Source organism: Streptomyces sp. cg36 (genome assembly GCF_041080675.1).
In the GTDB taxonomy this organism is placed as follows: Bacteria; Actinomycetota; Actinomycetes; order Streptomycetales; family Streptomycetaceae; genus Streptomyces.
This window is the reverse complement of the sequence record NZ_CP163520.1, coordinates 3,486,380-3,500,456: the sequence shown is the minus strand read 5'-3', so window position 1 is coordinate 3,500,456 and position 14,077 is coordinate 3,486,380. Positions and strand designations below refer to the sequence as shown.

The 14,077-nt window shown below is 73.3% G+C and carries 11 protein-coding genes; 4 read left to right on the top strand and 7 right to left on the bottom strand.

From position 1 onward, the window contains the following. Positions 1–388 precede the first annotated feature (388 nt). Positions 389–1,375, top strand: coding sequence for a porphobilinogen synthase (gene hemB, locus AB5J87_RS15535; protein WP_369377251.1), 987 nt, complete (start codon positions 389–391; stop codon positions 1,373–1,375). Between the two features lie 17 nt (positions 1,376–1,392). Then, complete coding sequence (locus AB5J87_RS15530; protein ID WP_369377250.1) at positions 1,393–2,373, top strand: molybdopterin-dependent oxidoreductase; 981 nt, start codon at positions 1,393–1,395, stop codon at positions 2,371–2,373. A gap of 21 nt (positions 2,374–2,394) precedes the next feature. On the opposite strand, the gene AB5J87_RS15525 is transcribed toward AB5J87_RS15530, so the two are convergent. The 3 genes from AB5J87_RS15525 to AB5J87_RS15515 all read right to left on the bottom strand — a co-directional run bounded on the left by AB5J87_RS15525 (position 2,395) and on the right by AB5J87_RS15515 (position 5,062). Further along, the gene (locus AB5J87_RS15525; protein ID WP_369377249.1) at positions 2,395–3,312 is read right to left on the bottom strand and encodes a hypothetical protein; all 918 of its coding nucleotides are present in this window, start codon (positions 3,310–3,312) and stop codon (positions 2,395–2,397) included. A gap of 138 nt (positions 3,313–3,450) precedes the next feature. Beyond that, complete coding sequence (locus AB5J87_RS15520) at positions 3,451–4,191, bottom strand: DUF4253 domain-containing protein (RefSeq protein ID WP_369377247.1); 741 nt, start codon at positions 4,189–4,191, stop codon at positions 3,451–3,453. 91 nt (positions 4,192–4,282) lie between these two features. Further along, on the bottom strand, positions 4,283–5,062 hold the full coding sequence (locus tag AB5J87_RS15515) for a DUF4232 domain-containing protein (protein ID WP_369377246.1): 780 nt from the start codon (positions 5,060–5,062) through the stop codon (positions 4,283–4,285). Positions 5,063–5,410: 348 nt separating this feature from the next. Here AB5J87_RS15515 and AB5J87_RS15510 point away from each other — a divergent pair, with 348 nt between their 5' ends. Further along, on the top strand, positions 5,411–6,907 hold the full coding sequence (locus AB5J87_RS15510; protein WP_369377245.1) for a helix-turn-helix domain-containing protein: 1,497 nt from the start codon (positions 5,411–5,413) through the stop codon (positions 6,905–6,907). 22 nt (positions 6,908–6,929) lie between these two features. On the opposite strand, the gene argS is transcribed toward AB5J87_RS15510, so the two are convergent. Continuing rightward, complete coding sequence (gene argS / locus AB5J87_RS15505; protein WP_369377244.1) at positions 6,930–8,690, bottom strand: arginine--tRNA ligase; 1,761 nt, start codon at positions 8,688–8,690, stop codon at positions 6,930–6,932. Positions 8,691–8,871: 181 nt separating this feature from the next. Here argS and lysS point away from each other — a divergent pair, with 181 nt between their 5' ends. Then, positions 8,872–10,608: a lysine--tRNA ligase gene (lysS, locus tag AB5J87_RS15500; protein WP_369377242.1), complete on the top strand. Its 1,737-nt coding sequence runs from the start codon at positions 8,872–8,874 to the stop codon at positions 10,606–10,608. Positions 10,609–10,730: 122 nt separating this feature from the next. Here lysS and AB5J87_RS15495 read toward each other — a convergent pair whose 3' ends face one another. From AB5J87_RS15495 to AB5J87_RS15485, 3 genes are all read right to left on the bottom strand, one after another. Continuing rightward, positions 10,731–12,041, bottom strand: a complete 1,311-nt coding sequence (locus tag AB5J87_RS15495) for a DUF2637 domain-containing protein (protein WP_369377241.1) — start codon at positions 12,039–12,041, stop codon at positions 10,731–10,733. Positions 12,042–12,197: 156 nt separating this feature from the next. Then, positions 12,198–12,959 carry a DUF3558 family protein gene (locus AB5J87_RS15490; RefSeq protein WP_369377240.1) on the bottom strand — a complete coding sequence of 254 codons (762 nt, stop codon included), beginning with the start codon at positions 12,957–12,959 and terminating at the stop codon, positions 12,198–12,200. A gap of 24 nt (positions 12,960–12,983) precedes the next feature. Further along, positions 12,984–13,928 carry a DUF3558 domain-containing protein gene (locus tag AB5J87_RS15485; protein WP_369377239.1) on the bottom strand — a complete coding sequence of 315 codons (945 nt, stop codon included), beginning with the start codon at positions 13,926–13,928 and terminating at the stop codon, positions 12,984–12,986. Positions 13,929–14,077: the final 149 nt, after the last annotated feature.

Sequence of the window (14,077 nt, the reverse complement as noted above, 5' to 3'; positions counted from 1 at the left end):
CCGAACCCCCTACGGGCCTGCGGCCCCCGCCCCCGTTTTTCGGCTGCGACCCGGTGGGGGCTGGCCGCGCAGTTCCCCGCGCCCCTCAAATACGCCCCTGCGGGGCGCCCCTGGGGGCGCGGGGAACTGCGCGAGCAACCCTGCACGGTCCGCAGGCGAACGAAGGTCTTGGGGGCGCGGGGAACTGCGCGAGGAGCGACCACGGGCCGCAGTCGGACGGGGCATTTAGGGGCGCGGGGAACTGCGCGGGCAAGCCAGCACGGTCCGCAGGTGAATCGGGGGCTGGGGCGCGGCCCCGGGAGCTCGTCCCGGCCCGCCTCCGGCCGCCCGCCCGAGGGCACCGCGGGGTGGGGGACGAAGGGGACGGCGTGCGGCGTAGCGTAGGCGCATGAGCTACGGATCCTTCCCCGGCGCCCGCCCCCGGCGGCTCCGCACCACCCCCGCCATGCGCCGCATGGTCGCCGAGACCCGCCTCCACCCGGCCGACCTGATCCTCCCCGCCTTCGTGCGGGAGGGCATCGAGCGGCCCGTGCCCATCCAGGCCATGCCCGGCGTCGTGCAGCACACCATGGACACGCTGCGGAAGGCCGCCGTGGAGGCGGTCGAGGCCGGGGTCGCCGGGATCATGCTCTTCGGGGTGCCGGAGGACGGGAAGAAGGACGCGCTCGGCACCGCCGGGACCGACCCGGACGGGATCCTCCAGGTCGCCATCCGCGCCGTGCGGCAGGAGGTCGGCGACGACCTCGTCATCATGTCGGACCTGTGCCTGGACGAGTACACCGACCACGGCCACTGCGGGGTCCTGGACGCCGACGGCCGCGTCGACAACGACGCCACCCTGGAGCGGTACGCCGAGATGGCCCAGGTCCAGGCCGACGCGGGCGTCCACGCGGTCGGCCCCAGCGGCATGATGGACGGCCAGGTCGGCGTCGTGCGCGACGCGCTGGACCAGACCGGCCACGAGGACGTGTCGATCCTCGCCTACACCGCCAAGTACTCGTCCGCCTTCTACGGCCCGTTCCGGGAGGCCGTCGGCTCCTCGCTGCGCGGCGACCGCAAGACCTACCAGCAGGATCCGGCCAATGTCCGGGAGTCCCTGCGCGAGCTCGCGCTGGACCTCGACGAGGGCGCCGACATGGTCATGGTGAAGCCCGCCGGTCCCTACCTGGACATCCTCGCCAAGGTCGCCGAGTCCGTGCATGTGCCGGTCGCCGCGTACCAGATCAGCGGGGAGTACGCGATGGTCGAGGCGGCGGCCGAAAAGGGCTGGATCGACCGCGAGCGGGCCATCCTCGAAACCCTCACGGGAATCAAGCGGGCCGGCGCCGACATGATCCTGACGTACTGGGCGACGGAGGTCGCCCGCGGACTGTAGGGCACCCGGGGGACGGCATGGCGGAACAGGCGCTGGACGTAAGGGACTTCGCGGACACCGTCGATCTCGTCACCCCGGTGGACAACGTCTTCGTCCGGGCCCACCTCGGCATCCCCGACGTGGACCCGGGCACCTGGTCGCTGTCGGTGGAAGGGCTGGTCGAACGGCCCTTCCGGCTGCGGCTCGACGACGTACTGGCCCTGCCCGCCCGGCGGTTCACCTCCGTCCACGAGTGCTTCGGCAACCCGTTCGCGCCGGACGTGCCGACGCGGGCGGTGGCCAATCTGGAGTGGACCGGGTTCGACCTCGCCCCGCTGCTGGAGCGGGCCCGGCCGCTGCCCGCCGCCCGGCACGTCTGGTTCGAGGGCGCCGACACCGGCGCCTTCGACGGGCAGGACGGGCTGTCCTACCTCAAGGACCTGCCCCTGGAGACCGCCCGCGACCAGGTGTTCCTCGCGTACGAGATGAACGGCGCGCCCCTCACCGTCCGGCACGGGCACCCCCTGCGCACCGTCGTGCCCCGGATGTTCGGCACCAACTCCGTGAAGTGGCTGACCCGGATCATCCTCGCCGAGGAGCGGCCGGAGCACATGTTCACCACCCGCTTCTACACCCGCGTCCTGCCCGGCGAGACCACCGTGCGGCCGGTCCGCGCCATGGACGTCGGCGGCAAGCTGCTCAGCCCGCAGCACGGCGACCGGGTACCGGCCGGTGAGGTGGAGTTCCTCGGCCGGGCCTGGAGCACCACCGAGGTCGTCGCGGTCGAGGTGAGCGTCGACGGCGGCCCCTGGGAGCCCGCCGAGCTCGAACCCCTCGGCCACGACCCGGCCTGGCAGCCGTTCCGGCTGACCCTGCGCCTGGCGCCCGGCGAGCACCGGGTGCGGGCCCGCGCCACCGACCGCGACGGCCGGATCCAGCCGCCGCCGGGCCTGCGCAACTCCGTCCACGAGATCACGGTCCGGGCGGACCGAGAGGTCCGGGCGGCCGGAGGGGTCTGAGGGGCGGCGCGGCCGGCGCCTTCAGCGGCGCGGCAGCGCCAGCGTGACCGGGCGCCCCACGGGCAGGCCCGTCGGCGGGTCCAGCTCCGTCACGGTCAGCGCGGTCGCGGTCGACGCGTACAGATAGCCGCCCCCGGGGTGGACGGCGAGGCCCGTGCGGTCCGGGGCCGCGAACCCGGGCACCGGCTCGGGCGCGCCCCCGGTGTGCGGGAGCCCGCCCGCCGCGAGCGCGTCCCGGAACACCGCGCCCGTGACCCGCTCCGCGAAGTACAGGCAGGCGCCCGCCGGGTGGACCGCGAGCGGGCCGGGGGCCGCCCCGGTCTCCCGGGTGCGCACGGGCCCGCCGCCGCGCGCCCGGCCCTCGGCGTCCAGCGCGAAGACGTGCACGGCCCGGCCGCCGGGGTCGCCCACGTACAGCAGGGTGCCGTCGGGGTGGACGGCCAGGCCCGGGTGCGGCGGGGGAGCGGTACGGGCCCACTCCACGGCGGGGCCGCCCTCGCCGGGCCCGCCGTCCGCGTCCAGCGGCACCCGGCTCACCGGTACCGGCCCGGCGCCGTGCGCCACGTAGAGACAGGGCAGGGCGGGGTGGGCGGCCAGGGCGCCTTCGGGGGCCGCGCCCGCCGGGGTGAACGTGCGCCAGCCCGCGCCCCGCAGGGGCCGTCCGCCCCCGTCCAGGACGTGCCACAGCAGCCTGCCGCCGGACGGGTCCGCGGTGTAGAGGCAGGCGCCCTCGGCGTCGACCGCCACCCCGAACGGCCGCACCCCCGGGGTCCACTCCGCCGGGGCCTCGGGGCGGCCGTCCTCGCCCAGCGGGACGCGCAGCACGCCGTGCGGCTCGCCCACGTACAGCCAGCCGCCGTCCGGGTGTGCGTACAGCTCCGCCGGGACGGGGTCCGTCCCGGCCGCCCCGCCGCCCCGCTGGTCCTCGTCCCGGCCCACTGGCCCTCCCGCCGTCCTCGACTCGCGCTCTGGAGGTCCAGAGGTAGCGAGTCGGCCGGCCGGCCGGTGGGCAGCGTGCCGCCCGGGTCACCCGCCCGGCTCAGCGCGGCCCCACCGGCCGGTCCCGGCCGGCCCCGGTCAGTCCCACCAGAAGTGCCAGGAGGGGCTGTTGAGGAGCTCGTCGCGCGCGTACTCCTCCAGGGAGTCCTCGATCACGTCCGGGCAGAACGCGAAGTGCTCCGCCGCCACCGCCCGCGCCTGCTCCAGGGTCGTCGGCGGGGCCGCCACCGACACCAGGAGCTCGTCGAAGGCCAGGCCCACCACCCGCACGCCGAACCGGTCCTCCCAGGAGCGCAGCACCGCGCTCAGCCGGCCCGTGTCCTCCTCCAGGTTGAGCGCGCCCGACCAGCCGAGCGCCGCCGGTATGTCCGCGCTGCGGCGGGCCGGGACCAGCGCGAGCCGGGCGTCCTTGGGCCAGGAGCCGTCGGCGACGGAGCCCGCCCGCACGTCCGGGTCCTCCTGGAGGGCGGGCCCCTCGGCCAGGCCCGGCCAGTCGCCCGCGCCCAGCTCCTCCTCCGCGAACTCCTCCCACACCTCGGCCAGGACGTCCTCGGCGTCGTGGTCGCCCGGGTACGTCATCTCCTCGGGGGCCAGCTCCCACTGGTCCAGGCCGTACTTCCCGCCGACCAGGACGGGCTGGAGCCCCGCCGCCAGCCGGGCGGGCAGCAGCCGCGCCCAGTCGCCGGGCGCGGCCGGGGACTCGGCGCGCCAGAGCAGCGGGCCGTCCCCGAAGAGCCGCCCCGGTGGCAGGTCGAGGCCGAGGGCGGCGCCGGTCGGGTCGGCGGTCAGTGCGGGCAGGGGGTTCGGAAGCATCGCCATGTCCTGAATGTAGGCCCCGCCACTGACAACGCCCCCGGGGTCCGGGGGCGTTGGGCGGGTCGGGGGCGGTGTGCCGGGACCGGGCGGGTGGTCACCAGCCGCTGATCGAGGCGAGGTCCGACTGCCAGTAGGTGGCCATCGCCTGGGCGTCGACGACGCCGACCGGCTTGGACAGCGAGGCGTAGGCGGAGCGGCCGACCGAGCCGGTGTCGGAGGCGCCCACGAAGTACACGACGACCTGGCTGGTCATGTACGGGTCGGTGCCGTCGGGCTCGCCCTGGGTGCGCACCATCGCGTACGCCGACTGGCCCGGGGCCAGCGAGACGACCGCCTGCGGGATGGTGTCCTTGTCGACCGGGATCGGCGACTGGGCGTTGGAGAACTTCACGGCCGGGGCGTTGTAGGCGTCGCAGGTGGTCTTGCCGGTGTTGGTCGCGGTCAGCAGGACGTGGTTGAGCGGGCGGGAGACCGGGGTGGCGGTCAGCTTGATGGTGGAGCCGGTGCAGGTGACCCGCTTGCCCGTGCCCGCACCGGACCCCGAGCCGGAAGCGGAACCGGAACCGCTGCCCGAGCCGGACTTCTTGGGCGTCTGCTTGCCGGTCGAGTGGGCGGGCTTGGCGGCCGAGCCGCCGCCGGTGCCTCCCGAGCCCTCCGTGCCTCCCGAGCCCTCCGTCGTCCCGGCCGAGCCGCCGCCGGTGGCGGCGCCGTGGTCGCCGCTGTTCCCCGTGGCGGCGGCGGGCGCCGAGGCGGACGGGGAGGCCGCCGCCTTGTCCGCGGCCTTGGAGCCGGAGTCGCTGCCGCAGGCGCTGAGCGACAGGGCGGCGACGAGGGCGGTGGCGGCGGCGGCGGTGATGCGGAGGTTGGTGCGCATGGTGGATCGAGCTCCCCGTTGGTCGGTGCGTGAGTGGTGTGTGGTCGTACGTGCTGAGCGGGTCAGGCGTGAAGACTGAGAATCAACGCGATCAGGGTGGCCACCGAAGCGGCCAGGATCGCGGTGGCCATCGAGTCCGCCAGGTTGACCCGAATGCGGAATCGCATTGCCGGTTCCCCCGTGGTGCCGGGCTGGCTGGTTGATGCACTCACCTTGCGGGCCGGTCGGCGGCGACCGCAATCGGCAGGGGACAATGGGGGAAGCTGGAACGCTGGAACATGCCTTGACCTGGGGAAACGTCCTTCCCCTGGAACGCGGTTCCGGGACGCACAGGGAGGGAAACGACTCGTGGCTACGGCTGAGTCCGAGGATTTCGCGGCGCTTCTGCGGGGGTTGAAGGACCGTTCGGGACAGAGTTACGGCGTCCTGGCGGGCAAGCTCCACGTCAGTACGTCGACGCTCCACCGGTACTGCAACGGCGACGCCGTGCCGCACGAGTACGCCCCCGTCGACCGGCTGGCGCGGGTCTGCGGCGCCACCCGGGAGGAGTCCGTCGAGCTGCACCGCCGCTGGATCCTGGCCGACGACGCCCGGCGCCGGGCGCGCGGCGCGGCGGCGGAGGCGGCCCGCCCGGCCGCGCCGGTGACGGCCGCGGCGCCCGTGCCCGCACCCGAGGCGGAATCCGGATCAAAGCCGGAAGCGGAAGCTCCGGAAAGGTCCGCTGCTGCCGCCGCCGATGCCGATGCCGGACCCGTGGCCGGGTCCGCGTCCGCGCCGCCGACCGGGCCCGCGCCCGCGCCCGCGTCGCCGTCCGTGCCCGCCCGTGACACCGCCTCCGGCGCCGCCCGCGAGGACGCCGACGCGTCCGGCGACGGCGAGGCCCCCCTCGTCGGTGTCCGCACCGGCGCGTCCGCGCCGCGCCCCGGGCCCCGGATGACCAAGCGCACCCGCCTCGCGCTGATCGGGGCCGCCGTCGTCGCGGCCCTCGCCGTGCCGGTCGTCGCCGTGGCGAGCCTGTCCGGCGGGCCCGGGGACAAGGACGCCAAGAGCTCGGCCGTCGCCGACGCCAGGGAGAGCGGCCCCACCCCGCCGCAGACCGCGCCCGCCAAGTCCGCCTCCGCGAGCCCGAAGGCGGTCCCGCCGAGCGGCGTCCTGAGCCACGCGCCGTCCGGCAGCCCCGCCCCCTCGGCGTCGGCGGTCCGCAAGCCCACCCCGCCCGCCCTGGCCCCGCTGGGCGTCGGCGTCAGCTCGTACCTGTGGGACGGGCCGTGCGGGAAGTTCTATCTGCTGGACCAGAAGCCGAACGCGGTGCCCAAGCCGCCGTCGCCGAGCGAGAGCCGCCCCTGGGCCGAGGTGCTCGGCGGCGTGGACGGCGGGCATCTGACGCTCCAGCTGACCGCGACCGGCAAGACCCACGAGTCGGTCGTCATCAACGCCGTGAACGTGAAGGTCGTGGAGCGCGACACCCCGCTCGACTGGACCGCGTACTCGATGGGTTCGGGGTGCGGGGGCGGCGTCACCCCGGGCTTCTTCGACATCGACCTGGACAAGCCGCAGCCGCGCGCCAAGCCGGTCGGCGGGAAGCAGGGCGACGAGAAGGTGCCCGCCACCGACTTCCCGTACAAGGTGTCCACGTCGGACCCGCAGGTGCTCAACCTCGATGTGCACACCGACGCGCACGAGGTGACCTGGTACCTGGAGGTGGAGTGGAGCAGCGGCGACCGCTTCGGGAAGATCCCGGTCTACGACGAGACCGGCAAGCCGTTCCACAGCAGTGCCATCAAGGGCCGGCCTGCCTACGAGTACCGGCTGGACACCAACGTGTGGGAGCGGCTCAGCACGTGAGCCGCTCCCCGCACGGGGTGGATCAGAGGCGCTCGGGCGTCCGGATGCCCAGCAGGGCCATGCCCCGGTGGAGCGTCCGGGCGGTCAGGTCGCACAGGAACAGCCGGTTCTCGGCCTGCTCCTCGGTGTCGGCCTTCAGCACCGGGCACTGGTCGTAGAACGTCGTGTAGAGCGAGGCCAGCTGGTAGAGGTACGCGGCCAGCTTGTGCGGCGCGTACTCGGCGGTCGCCTCGGCGAGCAGCTCGCCGAACGCGTCCAGGTGCAGGCCCAGGGCCCGCTCGGCCGGGGCCAGCTCCAGCTCCGGGTGGGCGGCGGGCCGCAGGGCGTCGGCCTTGCGCAGGATCGACCTGATCCGGGCGTACGCGTACTGGAGGTAGACCGAGGTGTCGCCGTTGAGCGAGACCATCTGGTCCAGGTCGAACTTGTAGTCCCGGTTGGCCGAGGTCGACAGGTCCGCGTACTTCACCGCGCCGATGCCCACGTACCGGCCGTTCTCGACGATCTCGTCCTCGCTCAGGCCCACCTTCTCGGCCTTCTCGCGCACGACCGCCGTGGCCCGCTCGGCGGCCTCGTCGAGGAGGTCCTCCAGCTTGACCGTCTCGCCCTCACGGGTCTTGAACGGCTTGCCGTCCGCGCCCAGCACCGTGCCGTAGCCCATGTTGTGCGCGGTGACGTCGTCGGTCAGCCAGCCGGCCCGGCGGGCCGCCTCGAAGACCATCTTGAAGTGCAGCGACTGGCGCACGTCCACCACGTAGATCAGCGAGGTGGCGTGCAGGTCCTGGACCCGGTTGCGGATCGCGGTCAGGTCGGAGGCCGCGTAGCCGAAGCCGCCGTCCGCCTTCTGCACGATCAGCGGGACCGGCTGGTCGTCCTTGCCCCGGATGTCGTCGAAGAACACCACGAGCGCGCCCTCGGAGCGGACGGCGACGCCCATCTCCTCCAGCATGCGGGCGGTCTCGGGCATGCCCTCGTTGTACGCGGACTCGCCCACGATCTCGTCGTCGCGGATCTCCATGTCCAGCTTCTCGAAGACCGAGTAGAAGTAGACCTTCGACTCGTCCACGAACCGCTGCCACAGCTCCAGCGTCTCCGGGTCGCCGGACTGCAGGGCGACGACCCGCTTGCGGGCCCGCTCCTTGAAGTCCTCGTCGGCGTCGAAGACCGCGCGGGACGCCTTGTACACCCGGTTCAGGTTGGACATGGCCTGCTCGCCGTCGACGTCCTCGGCCGGGGCCAGGGCGTCGGGGTTCTCGATCAGGTACTGGATGAGCATGCCGAACTGGGTGCCCCAGTCACCGATGTGGTGGCGGCCGATGGTCCGCTCGCCGGTGAAGTCGAGCATGGCGCGCAGCGCGTCGCCGATGACCGCCGAGCGCAGATGGCCGACGTGCATCTCCTTCGCCACGTTCGGCTGGGCGTAGTCGACGACCGTGATGCCCGGCTTCTCCTTCAGCGGCACGCCGAGCCGGTCGTCGGCGGCGCGCGCGGCGAGGGTCTTGGTGATCGCCGCGTCGGTGAGCGTGATGTTGAGGAAGCCGGGGCCGGAGACCTCGACGTCCTTCAGCAGGTCACCGGAGTCGAGCGCGCCGGTGACCTCGGCCGCCAGCTCGCGGGGGTTGCCCTTGAGCTTCTTCGCGAGCGCCAGGATGCCGTTGGCCTGGAAGTCGGCCCGGTCGCTTCGGCGCAGCAGCGGGTCGGTGGAGCCGGCCTCCGGCAGGGCTGCCGAGAGGGCGTCCGCCAGGCGCTGCTGGACAGTGGAAGCGAGGGAAGGGACCGAAGCCATGGGTTCCGTTTCCTGTCGGTCGGCCGTCCGCGAATCTGGTTTGCGGGCGGGATGCGTACGAGGGGATTCTCCCATGCGAGGGTCTTCCACTTCTCCGGGAATACGGGCAACCCCGGAGGGGGTGGTTCCGTCTGGGACAATGGGCGGGCCAGCCCCTTCAAGGCGTACGAGAAAGAAGGACGTGCCGACCGTGGCTCAGAGCAGCACCGAGACCGACTGGGTCTCCCGTTTCGCGGACGAGGTCATCGCCGACTCGGAGCGTCGTGCGCCTGGCAAACCGGTCGTCGTCGCGTCCGGCCTCTCCCCCTCCGGCCCGATCCACCTGGGCAACCTGCGCGAGGTCATGACCCCGCACCTGGTCGCGGACGAGATCCGCCGCCGGGGCTTCGAGGTGCGCCACCTGATCTCCTGGGACGACTACGACCGGTACCGCAAGGTGCCGAACGGCGTCCCCGGCATCGACGGGTCCTGGGCCGAGCACATCGGCCGCCCGCTCACCTCGGTCCCGGCCCCGGCGGGCTCGGCGTACCCGAACTGGGCCGAGCACTTCAAGGCCGCGATGACCGAGGCCCTCGCCGAGCTCGGCGTCGAGTACGACGGGATCAGCCAGACGGCCCAGTACACCTCCGGCGCCTACCGCGAGCAGGTCCTGCACGCGATGAAGCACCGCGGTGACATCGACGCCGTCCTGGAGCAGTACCGCACCAAGAAGGCGCCCGCCAAGAAGAACCAGAAGCCGGTCGACGAGGCCGAGCTGGAGGCCGCCGAGGGCTCCGGCGCCGCCGCCGAGGACGACGGCACGGGCTCCGCGGGCTACTTCCCGTACAAGCCGTACTGCGGTGGCTGCGACAAGGACTTCACGGTCGTCTCGGCCTACGACGACGAGTCCACCGAGCTGAGCTACACCTGCTCGGCGTGCGGCTTCTCCGAGACCGTGCGGCTCAGCGAGTTCAACCGCGGCAAGCTGGTCTGGAAGGTCGACTGGCCGATGCGCTGGGCCTACGAGGGCGTGATCTTCGAGCCGTCCGGCGTCGACCACTCGTCCCCGGGCTCCTCGTTCCAGGTCGGCGGCCAGATCGTGTCGATCTTCGGCGGCGAGCAGCCGATCGGCCCGATGTACGCGTTCGTCGGCATCAGCGGCATGGCCAAGATGTCCTCCTCCAAGGGCGGCGTGCCGACCCCGGCCGACGCGCTGAAGATCATGGAGCCGCAGCTGCTGCGCTGGCTGTACGCGCGCCGCAAGCCCAACCAGTCCTTCAAGATCGCCTTCGACCAGGAGATCCAGCGGCTCTACGACGAGTGGGACAAGCTGGAGGCCAAGGTCGCCGACGGCAGCGTGCTGCCCGCCGACGCCGCCGCCCACTCCCGCGCCGCCCGCACCGCCGCCGGGGAGCTCCCGCGCACCGTGCGCCCGCTGCCGTACCGCACGCTCGCCTCGGTCGTCGACATCACCGCCGGCCACGACGAGCAGACGATCCGCATCCTCAGCGACCTGGACCCGGCGAACCCGCTGGCCTCCCTGGACGAGGCGCGCCCCCGGCTCGACAAGGCCGAGGCGTGGATCAACACCCAGGTGCCGACCGAGCAGCGCACCGTGGTGCGCGAGGAGCCGGACGCGGAGATCCTCGGCTCGCTCGACGACCAGGGCCGCGAGTCGCTGCGGCTCCTGGTCGAGGGCCTCGACGACCACTGGTCGCTCGACGGCCTGACCCACCTGGTCTACGGCGTGCCGAAGGTGCAGGCCGGGTTCTCGGCGGACGCCACCGCCAAGGAGCTGCCGCCGGAGATCAAGACCGCCCAGCGGACGTTCTTCGCGCTCCTGTACCACCTGCTGGTCGGCCGCGACACCGGTCCGCGCCTGCCCACGCTGCTGCTCGCCGTGGGCTCGGACCGGGTGAAGAAGCTGCTGGCCGCGTAAGGCTGTAGTTCGTCCGCGGGCCGTCTGCGGTCGCTAGCGCGGTTCCCCGCGCCCCTGGCACCAGGGGCGCGGGGAACCGCGTCCTCAGCCCGGAACGGCCCGCAGACGTAGGACGGGCGCGGCTACGCGATGTGGTCCGCCTCCAGCTCGGCGTGGTAGCGCTGCTTGAACTCCGGCATCAGCCGCCGCAGCAGCGCCGCCCCGCGCGGGTGCGTCACGCCCTGCCCGTCCGCGAGGTGTATCTCCAGCGCCTCGACGGTCGGGTAGCCGCTGAGCTCGTTCACGTAGTCGACGAAGACCTTGTACGCCAGGTCGGCGAAGGCACCGTCCTCCGGAGCCGCCTCCTCCACGTACGCCGGGGCCTGCGGCGCCGGACCCTGCTGCGCCGGGATCTGCTGCTCCGGCGCGCTGCCCGGCGGACGCGTGCGGCCCGGACCCGCCGGGACCATCACCGGGGTCGGCTCCAGACCCTCGACGTACTGGGGGTCGTACGTGCCCTCGTACGCCTCCTGGGACAGCTGCTGCGCCGCGAACCAGGGGCTCTCGCCCGGCACGGCCTCCTCCGGGAGCGGCTCCGGGTGCGGCTGCGCCTGGGGCTGCTGGGGCTGGGGCTGGTGCTGCGGCTGCGGCTGCGCCTGGAGCTGCTCCGGCTCCGGCGTCGGCGCGGGGGCGGCCGGGAGTTCCACCGGCTGCGGGGTGGCGGTGACGACGGGGGTGACCGGCGGGGCGGTCGGCAGCAGGGTCGGCTCGATGCCGGCGGCGGCGAGTCCGGCCGGGCCGGTGTCGGCGAGCGGGACGCCGAACTTGGCCAGGCGCAGTGGCATCAGCGACTCGACGGGTGCCTTGCGGCGCCAGGCTCGGCCGTAGCGGGCCTGGAGGCGGGCGCGGTAGACGAGGCGGTCCTGTTCGAGCTTGATGACCTGTTCGTAGGAGCGCAGTTCCCACAGCTTCATGCGGCGCCAGAGCTTGAAGGTGGGGACCGGGGAGAGCAGCCAGCGGGTGAGGCGGACGCCCTCCATGTGCTTGTCGGCGGTGATGTCGGCGATGCGGCCCACCGCGTGGCGGGCGGCCTCGACGGCGACGACGAACAGGACGGGGATGACGGCGTGCATGCCGACGCCGAGCGGGTCGGGCCAGGCGGCGGCGCCGTTGAAGGCGATGGTGGCGGCCGTCAGCAGCCAGGCCGTCTGGCGCAGCAGCGGGAACGGGATCCGGATCCAGGTCAGCAGCAGGTCGAGCGCGAGGAGCACACAGATGCCCGCGTCGATGCCGATCGGGAAGACCAGGGAGAAGTTCCCGAATCCTTTCTTCTCGGCGAGGGCCCGCACCGCCGCGTAAGAACCCGCGAACCCGATCCCGGCAATGACGACCGCGCCCGCGACCACCACTCCGATGAGTATGCGGTGCGTGCGCGTCAGCTCCGTCGCGGCCACCCGCGATCCCCCTCCGTTGTCGACAACCGGCGCGCAAAGCCTGGCACATGGACACGGAGTCCCGCCCACAGGGGAGGGCAGGACTCCGTATCGATCCCGGCTCGTTACCGGCCGTGTCCGCCCGGGACGGCCGTCACCGGCTGCCCGGAACGCCTGTCACTGACCGCCGTTGGCGGACGCCACCGAGGCCACCGCCTCCTTCGCCGCGGCCTGCGCGTCCTTCATCAGATCACCGGCGTCCGGGGCGTCCGCGCCCTGGTAGCCCGCGCCGTTGTAGTCCAGCAGCACGACCGCGTTCGCCGTACGGGCCACGATCACCGCGTACTTGAAGTCCTCGTCGGTCTTGTTCAGGTCGTAGCTGATCGCAGTCGCCTCGTCGCCGATGCCGCTGACCGCCGTCGTCTTCACGTTCTTGGCGCCGTCCGCCGACTTCGAGGTGGTGACCAGACGGGCGTACTCCTTCGCCGCGCGCTGGTCGCCGCTGCCGATCGCCGCGTCCGACGGGTACCGCTTGAACGACACGTCCAGCCAGCGGTACTGCGAGCCCTTCACGCCCTTGTCGTCCAGGCCGTTCCAGGAGCAGGTGCCCTGCGACGACACGTCCGAGGACTTGCCCGCCGTGCCCGACTTGCTCTTCGCCTTCGGCACCAGGTTCTCGATCGTCTTCTGCGAGAGCGCCTTGCAGGGATCCGGCAGCTTGGCGAACTTGGCCGGGGCGGGCGCCGGGGCCGAGGACGTGCCGCCGCTCGGCGCGGAAGCCGAGGAGGACGCGCCCGACTCCTTCTTCTTGTCCCCGCCCGAGTCCGACGAACAGCCGGCGGCGACGAGCATCACGGGGACGGCGGCGCAGGCCAGCACACGGGCGAGCCGGAGGCGCGGGGCGGTGGCCGGGGCGTTGGCCGGTCGGGATCGGTGCATGGTTCTACGCGTTCCTTCGCTGGGCTATTCGCCGAAGAGCTCGGCGAGCTTGGCGGCCAGGGCCCGGGACTTCTCCTGGAGCTCCTGGCTGTCGGGGGCGGTCGCGGTGGGGGAGCCGGGCTGCTCCGTGTACTCGACGGTCACGATCACGTTGGACACCCGGAAGACCACCGTCACGGTACGGCGCTGGGCGGCCGAGCCGCTCGTCACCAGGGCGTCGTCCAGGAACGCCGTGTCGCCGAGGCCGGTCAGGACCCGGGGCTTCAGCGCGTCGGGCGTACCGGCGGGGGTGCCCGAGGACGGCGGCGGGGCGGGGGTGGTGGCCTGGCTCTGGACGTGGAGTCCGGAGCCGGGGGAGACGGTGCCCGCGGTCGATCCGGCGGTCGTGCCCGCCGTCGCGCCGGGCTTGGCGCCCTTCGCGGTGCCGCCCGGCTTGCCCGCGGTCCCGGCGGCCGTACCCGGCTTGGCGGGGGTGCCGCTGGGGCTGGTGGTGCCGGGGCGTCCGCCGTTCTTGCCGTCGTCCGAGGCTCCCGCGGGCAGCTTGGCCGCCGCCTGCTTCTTCCCGTACACCTCCTTCGCGCGGTCCTCGTCGCTGATCGCCGGGTCGTACGAGACCACCCGCTCGAAGTCGACGTACAGCCGCCGCACCCCGTCCGGAGCCTCGTCCTTCCAGCGGCAGCCGACGCGCCGGTCCGTGTCGTACGTGAGCTCGGCGGCCCCCGCGTACGCCTTCGCCTTCTGCTCGTCCGGCAGCTCGGCGGCGCCCGGCAGCATGTCCTTCAGGACGCCCTTGTTCACCGAGCGGCACGGCTCGGGGAGCGTGCGGTACTTGCCGGGCGCGGCGGGGGCCGCCTTGGGCACGCCCGCCTTGGAATCCGTGGTGGTGCCGTCGGGCCCGGAGCCCGAGGAGCAGCCCGCGACCAGCGCCACGAGGAGCGCCACACCGGGCACGTACGCCTTTCGCTGCACGGTCCCCAGGCTCCTTTCGGGAGAAAAAGCGGTTGCCGCCCGAAGGCGGCGGCTGGACACAATGTCTATCGCACGCGCTGCTGTGAACGCCGGTCCACTGTCTGGTTTGTGGTCTTTGGTGACAGTTTTTGCGCTTCAGGCGCATCAAG